At 63.7% G+C, this 21,561-nt stretch carries 32 protein-coding genes and 1 tRNA gene; 24 read left to right on the forward strand and 9 right to left on the reverse strand.

All coding sequences use genetic code 11. The features are described from left to right. The coding region (locus B4393_RS00005) for an MspA family porin (protein ID WP_208863575.1) at positions 1-187 on the forward strand (187 nt) is incomplete at its 5' end. Positions 188-211: 24 nt separating this feature from the next. Here B4393_RS00005 and mscL read toward each other — a convergent pair. The 4 genes from mscL to B4393_RS00025 form a co-directional block, all read right to left on the reverse strand. Then, on the reverse strand, positions 212-607 hold the full coding sequence (gene mscL, locus B4393_RS00010) for a large-conductance mechanosensitive channel protein MscL (protein ID WP_070936396.1): 396 nt from the start codon (positions 605-607) through the stop codon (positions 212-214). 9 nt (positions 608-616) lie between these two features. Continuing rightward, positions 617-1,321: an SAF domain-containing protein gene (locus tag B4393_RS00015; protein WP_236743072.1), complete on the reverse strand. Its 705-nt coding sequence runs from the start codon at positions 1,319-1,321 to the stop codon at positions 617-619. Positions 1,322-1,385: 64 nt separating this feature from the next. Further along, entirely contained in the window at positions 1,386-1,727 is a 342-nt protein-coding gene (locus B4393_RS00020) for an FmdB family zinc ribbon protein (RefSeq protein WP_078332437.1), read from the reverse strand. Between the two features lie 59 nt (positions 1,728-1,786). Further along, a complete protein-coding gene (locus tag B4393_RS00025; protein ID WP_078332438.1) occupies positions 1,787-2,374 on the reverse strand; it encodes a 5-formyltetrahydrofolate cyclo-ligase in 588 nt (195 codons plus the stop codon). Positions 2,375-2,463: 89 nt separating this feature from the next. On the opposite strand from B4393_RS00025, the gene B4393_RS00030 reads away from it, so the two are divergent. The 5 genes from B4393_RS00030 (at position 2,464) to B4393_RS00050 (ending at position 6,811) form a co-directional block, all read left to right on the forward strand. After that, on the forward strand, positions 2,464-3,393 hold the full coding sequence (locus B4393_RS00030; protein WP_070936389.1) for a UTP--glucose-1-phosphate uridylyltransferase: 930 nt from the start codon (positions 2,464-2,466) through the stop codon (positions 3,391-3,393). Between the two features lie 11 nt (positions 3,394-3,404). Beyond that, positions 3,405-4,715: a molybdotransferase-like divisome protein Glp gene (glp, locus tag B4393_RS00035; protein ID WP_078332439.1), complete on the forward strand. Its 1,311-nt coding sequence runs from the start codon at positions 3,405-3,407 to the stop codon at positions 4,713-4,715. A 28-nt stretch (positions 4,716-4,743) separates the two neighbouring features. Beyond that, positions 4,744-5,397 carry a GNAT family N-acetyltransferase gene (locus B4393_RS00040; protein WP_078332440.1) on the forward strand — a complete coding sequence of 218 codons (654 nt, stop codon included), beginning with the start codon at positions 4,744-4,746 and terminating at the stop codon, positions 5,395-5,397. 250 nt (positions 5,398-5,647) lie between these two features. Further along, positions 5,648-6,655 (forward strand): divisome protein SepX/GlpR, encoded by a 1,008-nt coding sequence (gene sepX, locus B4393_RS00045; protein WP_078332441.1) that lies wholly within the window; start codon positions 5,648-5,650, stop codon positions 6,653-6,655. 83 nt (positions 6,656-6,738) lie between these two features. Further along, positions 6,739-6,811, forward strand: a tRNA-Ala gene (locus tag B4393_RS00050). Between the two features lie 92 nt (positions 6,812-6,903). On the opposite strand, the gene B4393_RS00055 is transcribed toward B4393_RS00050, so the two are convergent. The 4 genes from B4393_RS00055 to B4393_RS00070 are packed head-to-tail and all read right to left on the reverse strand — an operon-like array spanning position 6,904 to position 10,435. Then, complete coding sequence (locus B4393_RS00055; RefSeq protein ID WP_078332442.1) at positions 6,904-8,193, reverse strand: site-specific integrase; 1,290 nt, start codon at positions 8,191-8,193, stop codon at positions 6,904-6,906. 37 nt (positions 8,194-8,230) lie between these two features. Beyond that, a complete protein-coding gene (locus B4393_RS00060) occupies positions 8,231-9,181 on the reverse strand; it encodes a hypothetical protein (protein WP_078332443.1) in 951 nt (316 codons plus the stop codon). Further along, on the reverse strand, positions 9,178-9,696 hold the full coding sequence (locus B4393_RS00065) for a DUF6932 family protein (protein WP_133052536.1): 519 nt from the start codon (positions 9,694-9,696) through the stop codon (positions 9,178-9,180). The genes B4393_RS00060 and B4393_RS00065 overlap by 4 nt, the downstream gene beginning before the upstream one ends. After that, positions 9,671-10,435 carry a helix-turn-helix domain-containing protein gene (locus tag B4393_RS00070; RefSeq protein WP_133052537.1) on the reverse strand — a complete coding sequence of 255 codons (765 nt, stop codon included), beginning with the start codon at positions 10,433-10,435 and terminating at the stop codon, positions 9,671-9,673. Before B4393_RS00070 ends, B4393_RS00065 begins: the two co-directional genes overlap by 26 nt. A 500-nt stretch (positions 10,436-10,935) precedes the next feature. On the opposite strand from B4393_RS00070, the gene B4393_RS00080 reads away from it, so the two are divergent. The 17 genes from B4393_RS00080 (at position 10,936) to B4393_RS00165 (ending at position 20,337) form a co-directional block, all read left to right on the forward strand. Continuing rightward, positions 10,936-11,688, forward strand: coding sequence for a BRO-N domain-containing protein (locus B4393_RS00080; RefSeq protein WP_078332447.1), 753 nt, complete (start codon positions 10,936-10,938; stop codon positions 11,686-11,688). A gap of 46 nt (positions 11,689-11,734) precedes the next feature. Then, complete coding sequence (locus tag B4393_RS00085; RefSeq protein WP_078332448.1) at positions 11,735-11,962, forward strand: hypothetical protein; 228 nt, start codon at positions 11,735-11,737, stop codon at positions 11,960-11,962. Positions 11,963-12,073: 111 nt separating this feature from the next. Continuing rightward, a complete protein-coding gene (locus tag B4393_RS00090) occupies positions 12,074-12,439 on the forward strand; it encodes a DUF732 domain-containing protein (protein WP_236743074.1) in 366 nt (121 codons plus the stop codon). Positions 12,440-12,779: 340 nt separating this feature from the next. Then, positions 12,780-12,998 carry a hypothetical protein gene (locus tag B4393_RS00100; RefSeq protein ID WP_078332451.1) on the forward strand — a complete coding sequence of 73 codons (219 nt, stop codon included), beginning with the start codon at positions 12,780-12,782 and terminating at the stop codon, positions 12,996-12,998. Further along, on the forward strand, positions 12,998-13,342 hold the full coding sequence (locus B4393_RS00105) for a hypothetical protein (RefSeq protein WP_078332452.1): 345 nt from the start codon (positions 12,998-13,000) through the stop codon (positions 13,340-13,342). Before B4393_RS00100 ends, B4393_RS00105 begins: the two co-directional genes overlap by 1 nt. Next, a complete protein-coding gene (locus tag B4393_RS00110; protein WP_078332453.1) occupies positions 13,343-13,546 on the forward strand; it encodes a hypothetical protein in 204 nt (67 codons plus the stop codon). Beyond that, complete coding sequence (locus B4393_RS28265; RefSeq protein ID WP_269087560.1) at positions 13,543-13,665, forward strand: hypothetical protein; 123 nt, start codon at positions 13,543-13,545, stop codon at positions 13,663-13,665. The genes B4393_RS00110 and B4393_RS28265 overlap by 4 nt, the downstream gene beginning before the upstream one ends. Beyond that, positions 13,662-14,624: a YqaJ viral recombinase family protein gene (locus B4393_RS00115; RefSeq protein WP_078332454.1), complete on the forward strand. Its 963-nt coding sequence runs from the start codon at positions 13,662-13,664 to the stop codon at positions 14,622-14,624. The genes B4393_RS28265 and B4393_RS00115 overlap by 4 nt, the downstream gene beginning before the upstream one ends. After that, the gene (locus B4393_RS00120) at positions 14,621-15,811 is read left to right on the forward strand and encodes a recombinase RecT (RefSeq protein ID WP_078332455.1); all 1,191 of its coding nucleotides are present in this window, start codon (positions 14,621-14,623) and stop codon (positions 15,809-15,811) included. Before B4393_RS00115 ends, B4393_RS00120 begins: the two co-directional genes overlap by 4 nt. Further along, the gene (locus B4393_RS00125) at positions 15,811-16,047 is read left to right on the forward strand and encodes a hypothetical protein (protein WP_078332456.1); all 237 of its coding nucleotides are present in this window, start codon (positions 15,811-15,813) and stop codon (positions 16,045-16,047) included. Before B4393_RS00120 ends, B4393_RS00125 begins: the two co-directional genes overlap by 1 nt. A gap of 7 nt (positions 16,048-16,054) precedes the next feature. Then, positions 16,055-16,453 carry a hypothetical protein gene (locus B4393_RS00130; protein WP_078332457.1) on the forward strand — a complete coding sequence of 133 codons (399 nt, stop codon included), beginning with the start codon at positions 16,055-16,057 and terminating at the stop codon, positions 16,451-16,453. Beyond that, positions 16,443-17,108, forward strand: coding sequence for a hypothetical protein (locus B4393_RS00135; protein ID WP_236743075.1), 666 nt, complete (start codon positions 16,443-16,445; stop codon positions 17,106-17,108). The genes B4393_RS00130 and B4393_RS00135 overlap by 11 nt, the downstream gene beginning before the upstream one ends. Beyond that, the gene (locus B4393_RS00140; protein WP_236743076.1) at positions 17,105-17,512 is read left to right on the forward strand and encodes a DUF7736 domain-containing protein; all 408 of its coding nucleotides are present in this window, start codon (positions 17,105-17,107) and stop codon (positions 17,510-17,512) included. Before B4393_RS00135 ends, B4393_RS00140 begins: the two co-directional genes overlap by 4 nt. Further along, positions 17,509-17,769, forward strand: a complete 261-nt coding sequence (locus B4393_RS00145; RefSeq protein WP_078332460.1) for a hypothetical protein — start codon at positions 17,509-17,511, stop codon at positions 17,767-17,769. The genes B4393_RS00140 and B4393_RS00145 overlap by 4 nt, the downstream gene beginning before the upstream one ends. Beyond that, complete coding sequence (locus B4393_RS00150; protein ID WP_078332461.1) at positions 17,766-18,347, forward strand: hypothetical protein; 582 nt, start codon at positions 17,766-17,768, stop codon at positions 18,345-18,347. The genes B4393_RS00145 and B4393_RS00150 overlap by 4 nt, the downstream gene beginning before the upstream one ends. Next, positions 18,344-18,724 carry a hypothetical protein gene (locus B4393_RS00155; protein WP_078332462.1) on the forward strand — a complete coding sequence of 127 codons (381 nt, stop codon included), beginning with the start codon at positions 18,344-18,346 and terminating at the stop codon, positions 18,722-18,724. Before B4393_RS00150 ends, B4393_RS00155 begins: the two co-directional genes overlap by 4 nt. After that, a complete protein-coding gene (locus tag B4393_RS00165) occupies positions 18,721-20,337 on the forward strand; it encodes a DNA cytosine methyltransferase (RefSeq protein WP_236743077.1) in 1,617 nt (538 codons plus the stop codon). Before B4393_RS00155 ends, B4393_RS00165 begins: the two co-directional genes overlap by 4 nt. Before the next feature lie 116 nt (positions 20,338-20,453). Here the strand turns inward: B4393_RS00165 and B4393_RS00170 are convergent, their stop codons facing one another. Continuing rightward, positions 20,454-20,858 (reverse strand): hypothetical protein, encoded by a 405-nt coding sequence (locus tag B4393_RS00170; RefSeq protein ID WP_133052538.1) that lies wholly within the window; start codon positions 20,856-20,858, stop codon positions 20,454-20,456. 301 nt (positions 20,859-21,159) lie between these two features. Between B4393_RS00170 and B4393_RS27400 the strand changes: the two genes are divergently transcribed. Next, entirely contained in the window at positions 21,160-21,474 is a 315-nt protein-coding gene (locus B4393_RS27400) for a hypothetical protein (protein WP_157901261.1), read from the forward strand. Positions 21,475-21,561: the final 87 nt, after the last annotated feature.

Raw genomic sequence — 21,561 nt, forward strand, 5'->3', positions numbered from 1 at the left:
GGGCATCCAAGAAGTGGCCACCTTCTCGGTGGCAATCTCGGGACCCAAGGGCGCTGTGGCCGTGAGCAATGCGCACGGCACCGTGACCGGCGCCGCAGGTGGTGTTCTCCTTCGCCCCTATGCGCGGCTGATCAGTTCCGCGGGTGACAGCGTCACCACCTACGGCGAGACCTGGGACATGAAGTAGCCGCCAAGCCGGCAGAAGAAGGCGCTAGGACGCCTTCTTCTGCTCGGCGAGCAGGTCGCGAATCTCGACGAGCAGTTCCGCCTCGGTTTGGGCAGCAGGCTCTTCGCCCGACTTGGCCAGACGTTCCTTGATCGTGTTGTACGGCAGGACAACTAAGAAGTAGACGACCGCCGCGATCAGGATGAAGTTGATGGTTGCGGTGACCAGGACATTGAAGTCCAAATACTGTCCGCCACCGATGCTGACCTTAAGCGCGGGGTGATCCGAATTCGGGCCCGTGCCAATCCGATTGATCAGCGGCTGAATGATGGCGTCGCTGAACTTGGTGACCAGCGCGGTGAATGCCGCACCGATGACCACCGCGACCGCAAGGTCAATAACGTTGCCACGCAGCAGAAAATCTCTGAATCCCTTGAACATGATCTGACCCTAACGGAAGGTCAGCGTTATCGCCTGTACTAACGCGATTGCGGCGACGCGATTTGCCTGCTGCGGCGGCAATGCGACCATTACCACCCTTTCGGTCCCAACGCCTTTGGTGACGGGTTTTGGCGACACCAGCACAACTACCGCATCGGTGGCCAACACCGTGGGCTCGGGAGGAGACTCACTGGCGCCAGGTCCGTGATCGGCCACGGTGAGGATGTCGACCACATCGCCGGTGCGGATCATGTCGACGGTGGCGGCATCGGCCAGTGGCACCGGCACGATGCGGGCGTCCTTGCCGGCTGCGGATTCGGCCAACCTCGGGCCCAACACTCGTAAGTCGGTCAGCATCTCCCCGCGACGAACCGGCCCGGCCAGTGTCGCGCCGATGATGGCGCCGGAATTGGTGCTTACGCCGTCGGGAAGGATTGTTGCGGAACGCTTTTCAACCCGTACATCGTCATCGGTCAGAATTGTTCCGGGTGGCAGGTCGTGCGCGGCAACCACCACGTCGGCGCGATCATTGGCCGGGTCGGGGCGAAATGCCAGTACCGCCGCGAAGAGAACCAGAATCGCTGCCGCGATTCTGCGGGCCAACGTTGTCCGGGCCCAGCCGGGACGAAATGCCGTCGATATGCGCTGTAGCGCAGTCGGATCCAACTGCGCTCGATGCTCTTCGCGCGAGCGCCTCATCGCAGATCGGGCCATGCCCTCACGCTAGGGGGAGGTGCATCCCGGCGTCAGTGGAGAAATTGTCGCTGTGGATAACTCGTCAGCCAGCGGCGGCGGAGGCGGTAGCAGTGGAGCTGGAAGAGCTCGACGTGGTCGAGGACGAGCTGCTCGATGAAGAGCTCGAAGACCCGGAAGACTCCGACGTCGAGGACTTGGAATCGCTCTTGGTGCCGGAATCGCTCTTGGCGGCGGCGTCCACACTGCCCGAGCGGCTGTCGGTGCGGTAGAAGCCGCTGCCCTTGAACACGATGCCCACCGAGTTGAACAGCTTCCGTAGCTTGCCCGAGCACTTTTGGCACACGGTCAGGGCATCGTCAGTGAACGACTGCACGATGTCGAACTTGTCGCCGCAGTCGGCACACGCATAGGAATAGGTAGGCATGGGGGTCCTCCGGAACTGGCAAGCCATGAAACGCCACTAGCACTCTACCGCTTGGAGTGCTAGGTCCGCCACGTCCCGCCGCCGAGTGTGACCAATCCGTCGGCGGTGAGCGCATGCGTCACCGGCACATCGTGTGGTCCTGCCGGAATCTCGTCAAGAATCTCCCCGACGAACAGCGGCGTGATCAGGGCCGTCGCCGGCGCGGCGAACCGCAGCGAGCGGTCGTAGAACCCGGCGCCGCGCCCCAAGCGATTACCCCGCCTATCCACCGCCAGCGCCGGCACCAAGATCAGTTCGGCGTCGGCGAGCGCGGCCGCACCGAACTCCGGTGCAGCGGGCTCGCGCAGACCAAATGGTGCGTCCACCAGCTCGCCCGGGCGGTATCGACCCCACGCCAGCGCCGTAGGGGTGCCCTCCTCGTCATTGCGGGCGACCGGGAGCAATACCTGCACACCGCGGCCGACCAGGGTGTCGAGCATTCGCACCGACCCGGGTTCGGATCCCACCGGCAGATACGCGGCGATCACCGCGAGGCCCGCGGACGCCGTCACGACATGCGCGGCGAGCGCGTCGTTCTGTTTTTCGCGCTCGGCAGGCGATAGGGCCCGTCGTGCCTGCACAATCTGTTGCCGCAGCGCGTCCTTAATGTTCTCTGGGGTGCTTTGAGGATGGCCGATACCGTGACGGTACCGCCTTGCCAGCGAAATTCCGGGGTCAGTGGTTAGGGTGAGTGGCTATGACGGCCCCTGACGTGTCCATCCCGCGCACTGCCGTGGTCCCCGCGGCTGGCTTGGGCACCCGGTTCCTGCCGGCCACCAAGACCGTGCCCAAAGAGCTACTCCCGGTGGTTGACACCCCGGGAATCGAGTTGGTGGCCGAGGAGGCTGCCGAAGCCGGCGCCGAACGCCTGGTGATCGTCACCTCCGAAGGTAAGGACGGGGTCGTCGCGCATTTTGTCGAGGACCTGGTGCTCGAGGGCACGCTGGAAGCGCGCGGCAAGCACGCCATGCTGGAGAAGGTCCGGCGGGCGCCCGCACTGATCAAGGTGCAATCGGTGGTGCAGGCCGAGCCGTTGGGGCTGGGACATGCCGTCGGTTGTGTCGAGTCGGTTCTCGACGACGACGAGGACGCCATCGCGGTGCTGCTTCCCGACGACCTGGTGTGGCCCCGCGGAGTGCTGGAGACCATGGCCAAGGTGCGGGCCAAGCGCGGTGGTTCGGTGTTGTGTGCCATCGAGGTCCGGCCCAGTGAGATCAGCGCCTACGGTGCCTTTGATGTCGAGATTGTTCCCGATGCCGCCAACCCGAATGTGTTGCGCGTCAAGGGGATGGTTGAGAAGCCCAAGACCGAGGAAGCGCCGTCGAATTACGCCGCGGCCGGGCGTTACCTGCTGGATCGAGCGATTTTCGACGCGCTCAAGCGCATCCCGCGGGGTGCCGGCGGCGAGTTGCAGCTCACCGATGCCATCGCGTTATTGATCGACGAGGGGCATCCGGTGCATGTTGTGGTGCATCGCGGATCCCGACACGACCTGGGAAATCCCGGCGGCTATCTCAAGGCTGCTGTTGACTTTGCGTTGGACCGCGACGATTACGGTCCGGGCTTGCGCGAGTGGCTGGTCGAGCGGCTTGGCCGGGAATCGACCGTGCTGCCGGAGTCGGAGTAAGAAAGGCACCAGTGCGTTCGGTCGAGGAGCAGCAGGCCAAAGTGACGGCGGCTGCGGTGGCGCCGCGCCCGGTTCGGGTGGCGATCGCCGAAGCCCAGGGTTTGTTGTGCGCCGAGGAAGTGGTGACGGTCCGGCCGCTGCCGGGATTCGACCAGGCCGCCATCGATGGATATGCCGTGCGCAGTGTCGATGTGCAGGCCGCCGGTGGTGTGGTGCGCGTGATTAGTCCGGGCGAGGGCGGCAGCCCTGATGACGCGGACGACATAGCGGAGTCCACTGGAGAGATCGGAACGGTTGAGCTGCCGGTCGTCGGCACGGTTCGGGTGGGGGAGCGCACGCCTACCCGGCTGCAGCCGCGCCAGGCGGTGCGCGTGCAGACCGGTGCTCCCATGCCGACGCTGGCCGATGCCGTGCTGCCTTTGCGCTGGTCCGAGGGCGGAGAGTCGCGGGTCAAGGTGCTACGCGCGGTGCGTTCGGGTGACTACGTCCGGCGCACCGGCGATGACGTACAACCGGGTGATGTCGCCGTGCGGGCGGGCACCATCATTGGCGCGGCCCAGGTCGGACTGCTGGCCGCGGTCGGACGTGACCGGGTGCTGGTGCATCCGAGGCCCCGGCTGTCGGTGATCAGTGTCGGCGGCGAGCTTGTCGATGTCGACCGCACACCGGGGAACGGCCAGGTCTACGACGTGAATTCCTACGCGCTGGCGGCCGCGGCCCGCGATGCCGGCGCCGATGTGAACCGCGTGGGCATCGTCAGCCCGGAGCCCGCCGCGTTCCGCGAGGTAGTTGAGGGGCAGCTGAATCGAGCCGAGGTCGTCGTCATCTCGGGTGCGGTCGGCGGCGCCGCCGCGGAAGGTATTCGTGAGGCGCTCTCGGCGCTGGGCGATATGGAAGTCGGTCGTATCGCCATGCATCCGGGCTCTGTGCAGGGCTTCGGTCAGTTGGGCCGCGATGCGGTGCCCACTTTCCTGTTGCCCGCGAATCCGGTCGGAGCCCTGGTGGTCTTCGAGGTGATGGTGCGGCCGCTGATTCGGCTGGCGCTCGGACGCCGGCACGCGCAACGCCGAATCGTGCAGGCACGCACCGTGTCTCCTATTACTTCCATTGCGGGCCGTAAGGGGTTTCTGCGTGGGCAGTTGATGCGCGATCAGGACAACGGCGAGTATCTGGTGCAGATATTGGGTAGTGCGGCCGGGTCGTCATCGCACCTGCTCGCGACGCTTGCGGAGGCGAATTGCCTCGTGATCGTGCCCGCCGAGGTGGAACAGGTCCGCATGGGGGAGATCGTCGAGGTCGCGTTCCTGGCGCAGCGAGGATGAGGTCCCCGCGCGAAGACCAGGAGCCCGCATGAGCGTCTGGCGTCAGGAGAGTGCGCATCCGGGCTGGCCAATGCTGCTCGGGAAGCTACGTGTGCCCGCCGGGGTGGTGTCGGTGCGACCCATCCGACTGCGTGACGGGATGGCGTGGAGCCGTGCGCGGCTGGCCGACCAGTCACATCTGCAGCCGTGGGAGCCGTCCTCGGAGGTCGACTGGATGGCACGCCACGGTGTGTCGTCGTGGCCGGCGCTGTGCTCGGGCCTGCGGGCCGAGGCGCGTAAGGGGCGGATGATTCCGTGCGCCATCGAGCTGAACGGAAACTTCGTCGGGCAACTGACGATCGGCAATATCGCGCACGGTGCGCTGCGTTCGGCCTGGATCGGGTATTGGGTGGTCAGCACCGTGACCCGGCAGGGGGTGGCAACCGCGGCGCTCGCGCTGGGGCTCGATCACTGTTTTGGGCCCGTGACCTTGCATCGGGTGGAGGCGACGGTGCGGCCGGAGAACGGTGCCAGCCGGGCGGTGCTGTCCAAGGTCGGCTTTCGTGAAGAGGGGCTGCTCAGGCGTTACCTCGATGTCGACGGTGCCTGGCGTGACCATTTGTTGGTGGCGATGACCGTCGAAGAGGTGCGGGGATCGGTTGCCGCGACGCTGGTGCGCTCCGGCAACGCCAGCTGGGTGTGATCCTTCCGCCGTCCCTGCGAGCAGACGCCAAGTGCGCGCGGGTCCTGGGTTTTCGCCTCACTAAGCGTCTGCCCGCCAGATATTACTGAGACTGATGTGACTATTGGGGCCTGTGATGCTTGCCCCTGTAGAATTACAGGTGTGTAATTGGTATCGGCGCGCCTCGTAACGTGCGCAGATCGCCGACCTAGCCTTGACCTGAGGCTTAGACGTAGAGGCACGAAGAGCGCGCAGAAAGGAGCTGGCCGAGATGCCGAGCATCCCCCAATCGGTGTTGTGGATCGGACTAGTCGTGCTGTGGCTGTTCGTCCTGGTGCCGATGCTGATCAACAAGCGTGACGTGGTCAAACGCACGAGTGATGTCGCACTGGCGACGCGCGTCCTGAACGGGAAAGCCGCCAAGCTGCTGCGGCGCACCGGGCCCGCCGCCGGTCACCGCAGCGACCCGGACTTCCGTCGCGAAGACGTCGATGAGCTTGAGGACGAGGAAGAAGAAGATTCGACCGGTGTGATCGCGAGTGCGCCCACCGAAGAAGACAAGGACGCCGCCCAGGCCGTGAAGGCCATGGCCGTGCGCAAGGTTCGTCCCCAGAAGGTTGTGGTCGACGAGCCCGTCGATGTTGATGTCATCGACGAAGACGCGACTGCGCTGCCGGCCGGCGAGGCCGCGTTGTCCGATGAGCTTGAGGATCTGGAAGAGGCGCCCAGTGCGCCTGTCGCCGAAACCGATTCCGGCACGTACGAGTACGTCGACGACACCTCGGGCCTGGCCATCGCCGCCGAACCTTCGCGGGAACGTCATCAGGCGCCGCCGGTGTACAGCTCGTCGCGCCGCCGCCGCTTTGATCCCGATGTCATGGCCAAGGAGAACGCGCGCAAGTTCGCTTTCCGCAAGCGGGTGCTGATGGGTCTGGTCGGTGCGATGGTTCTCGCCGGTGTGGTGTCCGCGACCGCGACCAGCACCGCGTGGTGGGCCTGCGGCGCGCTCGGTGTGATGGCCGTGCTCTATCTGGGCTACCTGCGACGTCAGACTCGTATCGAAGAGCAGCTGCGCCGTCGTCGCGCCGCGCGTTACCAGCGCGCACGTGTGGTCGGTGTGGAGAACGTCACGGACCGTGAGCTGGATGTGGTGCCGCAGCGTCTGCGCCGCCCCGGCGCGGCCGTCCTCGAAATCGATGACGAGGACCCGGTTTTCGAACATCTGGATTACTACGACGAGCCGCGGCAGTACCGTATTCCGCACGCCGTCGGCCAGTAGGCCGGAGCGGACGCTCTTCGCCTTTGCGGCCCATCCCGCGATTCGGTCAGACGCGGGGACGGCTGGTAAGGTCTTAGCGTCTTGGGGCTATAGCGCAGTTGGTAGCGCGTCTCGTTCGCATCGAGAAGGTCGGGAGTTCGATTCTCCCTAGCTCCACAAAAAGGCAGGTCAACGACCTGCTAACCCCACCAAGGGGCGGTGAAAACCGCCCTAGGTACCACTAAAGCACCACTAATTCGTCGCGGGTGCTATCCGCTTATGGCCTGGTGGACGGCCTCAGCGGCGGCCGGATGGGTCCGCCTGCGCGCGAAATACACCCGCTGAGTCATGGACGGATCCGAGTGCCCGAGTACGTCCGCAGCAACCGTTGCAGACAACCCGGCGTCGTCCAGGATTGTCGCTACGGCCTTCCGGAAACTGTGGGCGGAGATCTTGTCGTGCAAACTCAGCGCCGACCGGACGCGCCGCCAATCAGCGCCGACGTTCTGCGGATCGCGCGGCGTCCAGTTCGCGCTCGGGAAAACCAGATCCTCGAACGCCGGGTCGATCGGATCTGGGTGGATCAGCTTGCGCTCAGCGATCCGCTTCTTGCGAATCTTGAATGCCTCGACGGCGAACTGCGGCAGCGCGATTTCGTTCTCGCCCGCTTTCGGGTCGCCGTCGACGTCCGCCAGCGCTAGACCCCCGCCTGGTATCCGGTCTAGTTTCTTGGCGGGCCGCAGTACGCCGGCGTCGAGGTCCATGTCGGGCCAGCGGACAGCAAGCGACTGTGCGCGGCGGTGTGCGGTTGCGATGAGCATGATGATCCAGTCGACGAGATCGACGCGTTCGCAGAACTCGGCCACGGTTGGCGGCGCGTATCGCCGCCGGTTCTTCGCGCGCTCAGCCCTCGACAGGATGATCGGACAGGGCAGCGTGGAAGTGCGAACATCCATCAGAATCTGACGGACCTCGTCGACGGTGAGGTGTCGGGCGCCAGCAGACTTGCTGGCGCCCTTTTTCTTGGTCAGCTTGACCTCGCGCACCGGGTTCACTTTGATCGCGCCGTCGCTGACCCGGATGGCGTAGTTGTACATGCCAGACAGCACCGTGCGTGACGACTTCGCGCAACTAGGACCGCGGGTATTACCCACGGCAGTCAGGTAGTTCTCGATTACTTTCGTTCCGGTTTCGGACAGTCGCCGTTGCCCAAACGCCGAGTCGAAACCCGCGGCTTCGAGGTCATAGCGGTCAATCGTTGCCTGCGCGCGCCCTTGTTCGACTAGGTGCGGGCGATAGTGGTCAAACCACAACGTCCTGATCGTCGTACCGGGGGACAGGTTCACATCGAGTTCCGACTGCGTAATCTCGGCGACGGCCGCGAGCACCGCATCGTGGGCCCGCACGCCCTCCCTATCCGGGATCGACCGGCCTCGTGAATCGCGTTTCTCAGGGCTGACGCGTTTGATCTCTCGGCGTTCACCGGTGACATCCCGCACTCGCACGCGTGCTTTCCATACCCCGGGGCGTAGCTCGGTCAGCTTGACTCTGCCGGGCACCCCGATCGGGCGTGGTGGTCTACCTCGCGACATGATGTCATTCTTCGAATAGTTGGGGTGTTTCGGCTTCGAGATCGATGGAGATGAGGCCGTAGGCTTTTGGCCCCAGACGGCCGGTATGGGATCGCCATTGGGTGGTTGAAAGCTGCGCGGTCACCATTCTGCCTGCGAGATGACGCACCCTCGGGAGCATGTCCGGTTCGACGGATCCGGCTATTTCTTTGCCGCTGTTGGTAATTAGGTAAAACACGCGTCGGGTACCCCGGAATCCGTCGAGCAGTCCGGAAACTGTTGTCGTGTCTTCGATTGTCTCGCGGTCTTTCAGGAAATCGTCAAGCGCTTCGGCGCTGTCACGGTCCAAGACTGAACGTATGCTTCCGCCGCTGGTAATCAAATCAAGCGATATTCCCTGCTCCGAGAGTTTGGCGGCTTCTGAAATATTTTGCACAGCAACACGTTTCAGCGGTGCCGCCTGATCAATCTCCTCCACGAACGACCGCAAATCGGCCGCGTTTTCGGGCAGGATGGTTATCAGCTCGCGAAGTGCCGTGCTCGCCCGACCAGGTATCAGGCCGAGGTCCAGCCCCGGCGCCGAGGTGCTTGTCACTGGTGATGGTACGCGGAAGAACATCACATTGCCTTGCGCGCCATCCTGGACCACCTCCGTTCTGAGGCGGTCTTCCGGGCGAATAACCGAATTCACGGACCTGGGGTTCTTGAGCGAGCGGTCCATCCTGACGACGGCATTCTGTACAGCGGCAGAAACTTTGCTGGCCATGTGGTTGCTGAGTGTCTCCACGCCGCGGACCTCTACGCGAAGCAGATCAGTGGCCTGAGGCTCAGGCGCCGGAACGAGGGCATCCCAAGCAATTTCAATCGACGCCCGATGATAGTTTTCGACAAGAGGGTCGCTCGGCCGGTATTCGAGCGCCCTCTGCTTGAGGAATTCCAGTTCCCTGAGATCCTCGTTGTACGGCTCAACACTCATACCGTCACCTCCACGAAGCCCTTCCTCACGCCCGGCACAGGCCGACCGTCGGGCCCTTTGACCCGTGCCCACATGCCTGCCCAGTACATCTGGCCTTCCGGCACTGTGAGGAAAGCATCCACTAGCCCACCGACAGGTTGCATCCGAGCTAATGCCCCGAGCGCCGGTTTCCCGATCACAACACTTTTCAGGGTCAACAGAGAATGGATTCGTTCATTTCTCAGCATTGCTCCCATGTGAGCCTCGTCCCTGCAGAGATAGACAAGATCTACATCGCGTGGAGCGGCGGTTTTGTATGTGATGAAGCCGCCATCTACCCACACCTTGCCGGCGCCGCCTACCTCGGCCAACAGGTTTAAGTGTAGTTCTAACGCGTCGAACAGGCGCTGGCGTTCGCTCTTGTGTTCTGGAGCCCCGGCTACGAAACGGTCGTGGAGATCATTGAGCGTGGCCGGGTAGGGCTCGGTGCTCGGGTCCAAGAACCCTTGCTCATTTGGCTCCGGGATGGCCACCATCGAAGATCCCCCTCTCACTGAAATCCGGGACATCGTCGTCCCGGCTCGCTGCCACTTGTTCAGTGGCGAAACCTGTGAGGTCTCTGTACGGCCCAGTGTCCCTCAAACTGGAACCAGCGTCCCGTTTTTTGATCACATGGGCGTCGCGATTCGATTCCGGGAAGGCGGCACTTCGGCGGGGGGCACTTTCGTGTTTTTCGAGCACGTAGGTATCACCCTTGCGGCGAATGGTGTTGGCTGCGCGCGCCTCGCTGATAAACCATTGCGCGTCTTCGAGATCGTCAGATCTAGAGCGTGCCACTTGTCGCGTGACAAGCTCAGTCGCCTCGTCTAGAACGGCAGCTAACGCTGTCATGAGCGGTCCTGACTGTGATCGGACCAGGTCGCGTGCGTCTATGACGATTGTGGCCAGGCGAAGTAGTTCAAGTTCCTCCTGCTCGGCGCCCTCGATCGCTTGGAATGACTGGATCGGCCGACCGGATCGGCCGCGGATGATTCCTGAAACAGTGGGAGTGCCGCCGGCAAGCGTGGCGGCAGCACTCCCTGGATCCCATCCGAATGCGTCGTCAATCTTCTTGAGTGTTGTCGGCGATATTCCGACGGGCTCGTTGTCGAGAATTTTCCGCAAGGTTGTGTCGCTTGGTCCGCCGCGTTCGGTGACGCTTGCCTGGGTGAGTCCAAGACGCGACATCGTCTCACGGACAACCATTGCGAACCGGTCGCTATTTTTTGGTGCCATCTACCGATTGTGACAGAAGTTTCGGCAAACTTTGTGCCGAAACGGGCCGAATCTCACCAGGGGGGCCGGACTTGGGAAAGTAAACGTTTGGGTCTAACGGCCTGCTAGACACCTGTTTAGAGACGGTTTGCCACTTTGGGAAAAGTTTCGTGTCGGATGCTTGCCATCCGTCTCATTCGGTGTAGTTTCGGGGCCATGCCGAAGGAAACCAAAGTTCTCCGCTACACCAGGCGGAGAAATCCGAAAGTTCCACCGCATGTGTCGCTCGGAGTCCTGCGGCGCGTGTCTGGATTTACTCTCGACGAGGTCTGTGATCTTGTCGCAGAGGTCACTGGCAGCCGCCCGTCCCGAGGCGCACTTAGCGCTATTGAACGGGGCCATCGTGGCGTGAGCGCGCAACTCATCGCCGGGTTGGAGCACGCTTACAGCCTCCCCACAGGTGCGATCAGCACGACCTACGCGCCGCGCGTGACGCCACACCGGGCTGAGGACGTGCCAGCATGAGCACGCCGCAGCTCTTCACCAACGGGGAGTTTGAGCTCCCTGTGATCCCGGAAGGCGACAGCTTCCGCATCAACGGCATGGTCGTCGCCCGCCAACTCGGATTCCGAAAGGCGTCCGACATGGTCCGGTACCTCGATGCCGACGAGAAAGTGCTCGTTGTAGACCGTGACTCTCAGCCGATCTGCATCGCAGAGATTGACGAATTCGCCGATGCAAACCCCCTGGTCAGCCAGGGCGCGCCCGCGCGCCCTCGGTCTGACCAGGGGGTTTGGTTTCTCACCGAACCTGGCTTCTACCGGGCGATCGGCCAGCGTGACGTAAACCGCATAAAGGACGTCAAGGTCCGCGAAGGCGTCTATCGCTTCCAGCGCTGGGTATTTCACGAGGTCATTCCACAGATGATGCGCGATGGCCGCGCCCGAGAGTTTGGCATCTCGGGCAGTGCTTGGAGCTGGGGCGAAGTGTCCGCACTGGTGCGTCAGCGCTACGGTCTCGACTACTCTCCCCGACAGCTCGCCCGTGGACTTCGTGAGGCTGGCTGGCTCAAAGAAAGCTCGACCGAGCCAAAGCGTGCGCACCGCAACAAGTTCTGGTTCACCGGCACCGCGTGGCACCTACTTCCGTATGCGCTGCCAGAGCTGGTGACTGCCCTCGTCCCGACCATGCAGAAGCTGGGGGACTCGCAGGCTAACCAGTACCAACTCAGTATTCTCCCCGTATTACGGGCGCTGCCAGGCGGTGAGTCCTGATGGTGCAGAGGCGAATCAGTGAATTTGGCACCAAGCGGGATTCCGTATGACGCTCACGATTGCTCCTTCGCCGCCTGCTGACGTTCTTCCTGCTAGGCCGCGGAATCTCGTATCGACGAAGGTCGCAGCCGGCCTCGTCGGGAAAACCGAGGAGACGCTCCGGAGGTGGCACCGCGGCAAGACCTATGACGGGCCGCGGCCGTTCCGTATCGGCGGTGAGTTGCGTTGGGACGCCGACGAAATGCGCGCCTATGTCGAAACCTGTCGCACCTAAACAGTGCTGAAACACAACTGAATATGCCCCTGACAGCGGGTTCGCCACTCGCCAAAGTACTCGCCCGCCGTCAGGGGTCCTAACCACCAACCCTTCAACCGAGGAGTCGGCATGCAACACCGTAGTTCCGTTCGCCATACCCGTCTACTGATTGCCGCAGGTGTCGGTGCTGCCGTGGCTGCGCTGGTCAGCCCGGCGCCCGCTCACGCCGATCCGGTCATCGATTACACGGGCAAGACCGCGCAGACCGTGTGCGCGCTGCTGGACAGCACCCCGACGTTCGGCGGGATCGCGGTTGTCGGGCAGCTGATCCACAACGACGGCCTTTCCTATGAGTCCGCTGGCCGGGTCATCAAGTTGTCGATCGAGGCTTACTGCCCTCGGCATGTCGCGTTGTGGAACCGGTTCGTGGAATCGGCGAACAGCCAAACCCCCGACCACACACCCGCTGTCGTCGCACCAACTCGGGTCGCCTGATGAGCACCGCGGTAGCCGATCCCCGGACCAAAACGAAGCTATGCGGCTGCGGAGCTGAGATCACAGGAACGCTCGAAGTTATCAGCCGGTTGGTAAGACAGCACCGCGATTGTGTGGACATCAGGATCGCCGAGAGCAACACGCGGCCATGGGTGGAACTGACTGCGCACGTGGGCTTGAACAGCGTGGCGTGGTCATGGCCGTCGCCCGCTGGACGAACATGGGAAGTCAAACAGGTACGGCATGACGCCGGTGTTGACAGCATCGTCGTTGGCAGCCGAAGGCAAGCCGAGACCGCATTGAGGATGCTCGCCGGCGCGTTCCGGTTTGGGACCGGACGATGAGCGCCGTCGAGACCGCGCCGGTGGCGTGCCCGCGTGAGGCGAAGCCGGAAACGTTGGATTGCCCGCGGGGTTGCGGATATCAGGTGCTCGCGAAACCTGTGACCACCCAAGGCGTGTGGAACGCAGGCCCGTGGCGGATGCAGGTGCATAACCGGGTCGCCGAGATCTTCGGCCGCTGCCCGGTGCCGCCCATGGTGGGCAAGGGGGCCCGCTGATGGGATTCGGACCCAACCCGGCCGATGTGCGTGCCGCTGAGATCGCGGCGAAGGAAGCACGGGATCGGCTCACCTCGAAGCCGTTGACACCGTTCGAAACAGAACTGCTGGCGGTGCTCGGTGAGATTCGGGACGCGATCAAGGCAGCCGGTAGCAGCGCTGGGGCTGTGACCGGATCAGGCGACGGCGGTGGAACGTCCCGCCGTCGCCAACCCAATGAGCCGGCCGAACGTTCGAAACAGTGCCAATGCGGGCGCCAGATCTATTACGGGCTCGGATCGCGTAAGTGGGTTCATGCCGACGACGCGACCGAAGCATGCCCGAGCGCTGGGGAGGTGATCTGAATGGCCCGCCGTCCACCTCCACCACCGGATACCGCGGACAAGATGTGGCGTGCTGCAGCGCTACTCGCCGAGATCAGCCAGGCGTACGGCGAAGACGTGCATTTCTCGTGGAGTGTCTTCGAGCTTCGGTTGACCGCGCAGCTATTGGAGCATGCGCACACGACGAGACGTAAGCCCAACGCGCGGAAAAGGAAAGCGTCATGACCGCCCCGGCGCTCAACGTCGACGTCGCGGATCTGGTTGGCGCCATGCCGCAGCAGGCGTGTGAATGCATATCCAAATTCGGGTGTGTCGCCGACATGTTGAAGGTGATGCCGCTATGACCGCGAATCCCACCACCGGTATCACCGGGATTTACACCAAACGCGATCCCGAGTTTCTGCAACCAGGTTCACCGGAGTGGTCGAAGGTCATCACACCATCGAAAGTCGCTGCAGTCCTGGGGGTTTCCCGATATGAGTCGGCGTACCGGCTGTGGCACCGAATGAAGGGACTCGTCGATCCGGAACCGCCCAAAGAGATCTTCGACATCGGTCATGACCTGGAAGCGTATGCGGCGAACCGGTGGCGTCGCCGAAACACCGGATGGCGGCTATCCGAAGGCGAAGTGCAGGTGCACATCGACCCCGACAAATTCGGATTCCCGTGTGTGGCCACCGTAGACCGGCGCGGCGTCCGGGGACGGTCGCGGCGAGTCGTCGAGTTCAAGTCGGCCCGACACTTCAACGATCTGGAACTGTTCGGCGACGACCTGACCGGTGATTGCCCGGAAGACTATGCCGCCCAGGTGATGACGCAAATGTTGTTCACCGGCTGGACGGACCTTCCCGGTCACCTGCTGGTCGTGGGCCCGTACTACAACGAGCGGATCTACGAAATCGAGTTCGACCCGAGCACGGCGGCGTGGATCCTCGACGAAGCGCAGAAGTTCTGGGGCCTAATGCAGTCCGATAACGTGCCGGACCTCGATAACACGGTGCACACCTACAGCTGCATTCGCGAGATGAACCCCGAAATCAACGCGGATGCCACCACGGTCCTGGATGCTGCAGAGGCTCTGCAATTCGTCACGGCCAGGCAGGAATTCGACCGCGCTGAAGAGAACTATCAGGGCGCGAAAAACATGCTGATGAAACGGATGGAACGCGACAAGCGCGCCGAATTCGGCGGCGTCAAGATCGCGCACCGCCAGAAATCCGGCAAGAACTCGGTCGCGCTCTATGCGGCCAAAGGTGTCACCCCCGAACAAATCCGATTCCTGAACGGAGACAACCCCTCATGACTGAAACCACTACGAAAACCGCTACCACCGAGACCGCCGATATCTGGCCCGACCCAACAGCGCAACGTGCCGGCGAGATCGCCGTCGCTCAGCCGCAGCCAGGCGCTGTGCCCGAGGATTTCGCCGAATTCAATCTCGCTGTCCGCCGCATGCTGGGGCTGGAGGACGCCAGCGAAGGCGAAATGCAGTTGTTCCACCACATCTGCCAGCGGTCGGGTCTGGATCCCTTCGCGAAAGAGATCTACATGATCGGCCGGAATACACAGGTGGCCAGCTATGAACCGAACCCCAGTGGTGATGGACAGCGGAAGGTGGTTCGTTGGGTCACCAAGTACACGACTCAGGTCAGCATTCTCGGATTCCGCCGACGGGCAAGGGAAATCGCCACAGCACTCGGCGTCGAGTACGAATCCAGTGAGCCTCTATGGTGCGGCGACGACGGTGAATGGCGGGAGGTCTGGCCCGAAAAGAAGGCGCCGACCGCCGCGAAGTTTGTTGTATTCCGAGATGGCAAACCGAACACGTTCGTCGCGCATTATGACGAGTTCGTCCAAGAGTCGGGAACGGGCAACGACCGCGGACCCAATTCGATGTGGCAGAAAATGCCACGCAATCAGCTCCGGAAGTGCGCGGAGGCCAACGCAATTCAGATGGCATTCCCTGACCAGCTCGGCGGGCTCATCTTGGAGGACGCGGCACAGCCGACCGTGATCGACGGCGAAGTTGTCGAGGAACGCAAAACCCCACCGCAGCGCGCGAAGGGCGCCAGCGCATTGCGTGAGCGCGCTGCCGCAGCATCCGCGGCACCCGAACAACCCGCCTCTGCCGCGGACGACGACAAGCCTATGTCCGCGTCGGCGCGGCAGAAGTGGCTGAACCGCATGTTTCAGCTGTTCGCCGCCGGCAAGACAACCGAACCCGAAGAACAACGCATCGTCATCGCGGTACTGACCGGCGCCGACAAGATGCCCGAGCACCGCGACGAGATGACCGATGCGCAGCTCCGCGACATCGTCAAGACGCTGAACGACTGGCAGAAGGACTCCGACGACCTGCTGTCCGACAGCCTCGGCGACATCCTGTGCGCCTGGGACGCAAAGGAACCGGACTCGGCAGAAGACACCGCGCCCGCCGCCGACGTCGATGGGGAGCAAGGCGAACTCGGCCTCGAGAGTGACCAGAGCTGATGTCGCGCACCGGAAAGTTCACCGCCTGCGGAGGCCTCAAACTCCGCGACTTACAGGTGGTATCTAGCAACGCAGTTCAGCTCGGGTACAGCCCCGATGCGTCGGTCTGGATTTCGAAGCCCGATGCCGCAGGTGACGTCATCGTGACGGTCACTGACCCCACCGCAGACCCGGCCGATGTTTCGGCCGCATCCGGCTCAACCGGGCCGGAAACCACCACCACCGCAAGGAGATAACACCGCCATGGGAGCCACAACCAAACCCAAGGATTTGAAGTCCACCAACGCCCTCGACGACATCCCGAACGAGGACGGCGGCGCGGAACTACGACTAGGACCAAACGTCCTGCTCGTCATGGACGAGCCGCCCGCGCTGTGCGACAACATCGACATCGTTGTGCGGCTACGCGTCGTGTCCAAGGGCGTCGACAAGGAAACCCCCGACAGCGACGAAACCGCCTACCGGCGCTGCAAACTCGTCACAGCCTGGAAGCACGGCGGCAAGGCGCCGGCCAACCCTGACGAAAACCAGGGATCCATGATCGACGTCGTCGACGGCAACGCTGTTCCGTCCGCCGAAGCCACCGGCGACGCCGCTCCCGCCGCCGCCGAGACGGGCCCGGAGTTCAGCGATGAGGGGTAATCCGAGCCGTGCTCGGCGCCGGGCCGCACGCGCGGTCCGGCAGCCCTCACGGATGACCGAATACCAGCGGCACCGCCAAGCCGAGCAGCTGCACGGCGTCGACAAGATCCGCGACTATCTACACGACATCGAACTCGACATCAGCCCGGACGTGCTGAATGAACTGATCGAGGACGAAGACGGGGCGCCGTTGCCGCCGTGCACCGTGTGCGGGCTAGCCGTCGAGTGGAACCACACGGACCAGGCGTGGCAGCACCGATCCACCGGTAAACGTCGCTGCCACAACGCCGACAGCGACGCCACCCCCGAGGACGACGTCGCACCACCTGCCGACGACGAGCCCGCCACGCACTACCACTCGGACACAGAACCCGTGCGTGAACCGAACGCTTACGAACTGGCGATCCTGGGCGCGCTGCAGAACAAAACCGTGTACCTCGGCGACGTGCCGGTCGACGAGGTGCGGCGCCGCCGCCTGCGGAACCGGGATTCGAAACGAGCACGCCGCCTGCAGCGCCGCAGCAAGGTACGGCGCATGCGGCGTCGCCACAAGGCGGCAGCCGGGAACGCTGCAGCCTTCTTGCTGTTCATGGTGGCCTCGGCGTTCATCGGAGCCGTCACGATGCTCGACTCGCCGGGCTGGTGGATCTCATGACCAGCGTCGAGCCGCGCGAGTTCCCCATCGGTGTCGTCGTCACCCTCGCCGTCGGGAACCCCGACCGCATCTTCTGCCTGCTATCCCAGGTGTACGACGTGCTCGGCTACATGCTCGGCTATGTGCCGCTCGTGTCCGAGATGGCGCCAGCGTTCGAAGCGTGCAGGACCGTAGTGCGCGAGCAGTATCCGGCGCTTGCCGAGGCAATAGACCCCGGCAAGACACCCGCGTTCGGGACGCTCGCCGTCGACACCGAAATCCTGCAATGGCTCAGCAATTTGGCGCGTGAACACGGCGAGATGTTCGCCCTGACACCGCTACCGGCTGCGGCGCTGCCCGATGAATTACCGCCGCAGCCCGCGGCCGAACCGTTGGTCGTGGTCGAACTGGGGAGCGGCGCGTGAGGTGCGCCAAGTTCGTCGGCGACCGCACCGACGAGTTCACGATCGGCCAGCAGTTCGGCGAAACCTTCGAAGGCCGTCCGGTCCGGGTCGTATCCGTCACGTACGACCCGGACACGGACCGCACTGTGGTCGAAGGCGAACCGCTGGCACCAGATGCGCCAGACGGGTTGCGGCTGCGCTACTTCGGTGGCCGCGACCCCGATATTCAACCCCCCGCCAGTGTCCAACCCCTCACCGATGAGGTAACACCCCAATGACCGAAACACCCGACCTGACCTTGCGCCAGTGGTTCGGCAAGCTGATCCGCGGCCAGCATCACATTGCGATCGGCGGCGAAGACGACCCGTACATGCTGCGCTGGTACCTGATCCCGCGCAACAAGCGGCTGAACATCTACCTGCACCAGTTCATCCGGTCCGACGACGACCGCGCCCTACACGACCACCCGTGGTGGTTCTGGTCATTCGTGCTCGCCGGCCACTACTACGAGCACCGCGAAGACGGCAAGCGCATCAAACGGCACTGGCTGTCCATGGCGTACCGGGCAGCGAAAACCCGCCACCGCGTCGAGCTACCCAAGTCCAACGACCCGATGTCGCTGCTGGAACGCGAGGACTGCTGCTGGACCATCGTCATCACCGGACCACGCACCCGCGACTGGGGATTCTGGTGCCCCGCAGGCCGATTCATCATGAACCAGCACGGCGTGACTAGCACCCTCGATGTCGAACGGTTCATCCCGCACAGCGACTGGGGTGCCGCCGGCTGCGGTGAACCATTCACCGGCATATTGCGCGCACGCACACCATTCTGGAACCGGGGCGCCCGCCGATGATGAACACCGAAACCGTCCTGCAGCTCGTCGCCGCCGAACGCCAACGGCAACAAGACAAATGGGGCGAACAGAACCACCAGAACATCAACCCAGACATGTGGGGTTACAGCCCCACGACGGCTGCACGGTTCTATTGCGTGCCGACCGCCGCGGAAGCCAAGATGCGTACCGACTCTCGCGCAAGGTGCGGGCACGTCACGTGGGCTGACATCCTCATCGAGGAACTAGCCGAAGCCATCGAGGCGGCGACACTCCTCGAAGACGCCATAGACGTTGCGGGCTACGAACAAACCGCGCGCCGAGTGCTAATCGAGGAACTGGTGCAGGTCGCCGCGGTTGCGGTGCAGTGGGCCGAAAAGCTCGGCGGTGGCGAATGACCACGCCCCGAATCGGTTCCCTCTTCTCCGGTGCTGGCGGTCTGGACCTAGCCGTCGAGCACGTCACCGGTGGCCGCACGGTCTGGCATTGCGAAGCCGACCCTGACGCGTCGAAAGTACTTGCCGCCCACTGGCCGGACGTGCCGAACTTCGGCGACATCACGCTTGTTGACTGGCTGTACGTCGCCGAGGTCGCCCCGATAGAGGTGTTGTGCGGCGGGTTCCCGTGCCAGGACGTGTCCGCTGCTGGCCGCCGCGCCGGCCTGGCAGACGGGACTCGATCGGGACTGTGGGCAGAGATGGCCCGTGCGATCGAAGTCCTGCGCCCCGAGCTGGTCGTGATCGAGAACGTGGAGGGGCTGCTCACTGCAGACGGCGAGCCGTGGCCCCCGGAAGTCATTGCAGCGGACGATGAACGGTCGCGCTGGAACCGGATATGCGCGTTGATCGACAGCAAGATCGAGCGTGCCAAGAGCAGAGGATGGTGGCATGGCCAGTACCGGACCCGAAAGCAGTTTGAGGCCGCTCGCGCGTCTCGACTCCGCAAGCGGGCGGTGGCTCGATTCAAGTCCCTGCACCGACGACTTGTTCAGCGAGCCATCGGAACGGTTGTTGGAACGCTTTCCGCCCTCGGGTATGACGCGCAATGGGGTCTTGTATCAGCTGCCGAAGTCGGGGCCCCACACCGACGCAAGCGGATCTTCATTACTGCCCACGCCGCGGGCGATGGACGCTCACGGGTCGATGGTGGCGCCGGCGTCCCGCAAGCATGTGGAGGATGGGAACGGCAGTCTGCCGGAAGCGCTTGGAGCGCATCTGGACCTGTAGGCCTTCTCCCCACGCCGACGGCTAGCCGCTATCCGAGTAATCGGTCGCCGAGTCCGGGGGCATCCGTGCGCCCGAGCCTCGACTCGATCACGGAACTACTGCCTACCCCGTCGGTCGCTGACGGCACGGGTGGCCACCTGACCCGCTCTGGTGAGCGCAGCGACGAGCTGTTGTTGCCGGGCATCGCGAGGGCGTACGCGGGGGGTGAGTTGCTTCCCACGCCCGCCGCACGGGATCACAAGGGGCCCGCCGACCCCAACCGCGAGGGCGGCAACGACCTTTACGCGGCACTTGCTCTACTGCCGACCCCAGCGGCATGCGATGGCGCCCGCGGGCCCGACTATGCGCGCGTAGGTCGCGAGGGTTCTGGTGGCGATGACCTGATCACCACTGTGTTTCGTACGCTCTCCCTGTTGCCCACGCCGTCGGCGTGCGACGCCTCGGGTGGCGGCCAATCGCTCGACAAGCGTGTGGGTCATACGCGTCAGCTGGTTGACTACGCGCTGCTCGATGGCACGCCCCAGTGGGGCAAGTACGAGCCCGCGATCCGCCGTTGGGAAGCCATCACACGAGAGGCGCCATCGCCCACCGAGACCGGCACGAGGGGCAATCCGCGCCTGGCCGCGCAGTTCTCGGAGTGGATGCAGGGGTGGCCGCTCGGATGGGTTACCGGCGTGCCGATTTCACGCAGCGCCATGCTGCGCATCATCGGCAACGGGGTCGTGCCCCAGCAGGCCGTAGCGGCGCTGTACTGGCTGCTCAGCGTTTGCGAGGTGGCCGCGTGACCCACCTGGACAGCAGTTCGCGAATCACCTCAGATAGTGGGCGTTCTTCGGCAGCTGCCTTGTCTTGGGCGGCCTTCCATAATTCATTGTCGCATCGGAAGATACGTTGCGGATCCCTAGGCATCGGCGGGCACCTGCACACCAGCCCACGCGATGAGGCGCTGTCCGACGTCCTGCGCTTGCTCCTGGGTGAGGTTGGTTCCGATACCGCCGACGTTCACGGCGTTCGTTCCATCCTCGATGTCGACGTTGACAGGCCAGCATCCGGTCGCACCGTCGGGCAGCGGCGCGTTGCGATCGGATTCAAACGTGTGGTTCGCGGAGGTGAGCGGACTGGCCGTCCATCCAATGAGCGCGGTTCCGAGTTCCCGCGCGGTTTCGCGGGACAGGCGGGCAATGCGGGTCACGTCGTTCGGCACGTTACGACCGAGCACCTGGCAGTAGGTAACAAGCCGTGTATCGACTACCAGGTATTCGGACCGTTCGCCGTACTTACGGAAAGTGTCGGTGGTCTGGGTCATTTCGACTCCCATCGCCTCAATTGGTATATACCACGGTATATACCGTTGGCGCCGTTGTCAACCATCGGCAGGAGGTCGGCATGACCGCGCTGCCTGTTCCGTGTTATGGCCAAACCCACGCACATAGACAGGGCACTCCGCCGCGCCCGTGGTTCACGTTCCAGTGCCAGCGGTGTGGCCAGGACTTCCGTGCCCGGTTCATCGCCCGCGAATGCCGTGACTGCTGGGAAGCCACCAGCGCCATCTATCCAACGCTCTGGCCAGGAACCGGGGAGGCCAGCGGCTCATGAAAGGCACGCCAGTGAACGAAACAGATGACGGCACAGAACCATTAGGCGAAGCCCCCGAAGTCACCCGCCCCGGTCAAGACCCGCTCTACGCGGCGGCGAAGCTACTGGTATCACGCGGCTACGCCGTCGTCGAGCTGCCCAAGCCGACTCAAAACGGGCTGGGATGGTTCGCCGCGGGTGTCGGCGGATTCGTGACAGCAGCAGGGAATGACGTGGTCATCAGTGAGTTTTCTGGCAGCCCAATCACATTCCGTAGCACAGATAAGGCGCTCCAGCTCGCCGCCGCGATCCTGGCAGTCATCGCATACATCGAAGCCCAGCCATGAGTTATAGGCGGCGTCAGTTCCCTCGCTGCACCGTGTGCGGCGATCCGGTCACATGCGGCCAGGGTGACCGTCATCTGTCGTGCTCGC

Source organism: Mycobacteroides franklinii (assembly GCF_002013895.1).
In the GTDB taxonomy this organism is placed as follows: domain Bacteria; phylum Actinomycetota; class Actinomycetes; order Mycobacteriales; family Mycobacteriaceae; genus Mycobacterium; species Mycobacterium franklinii.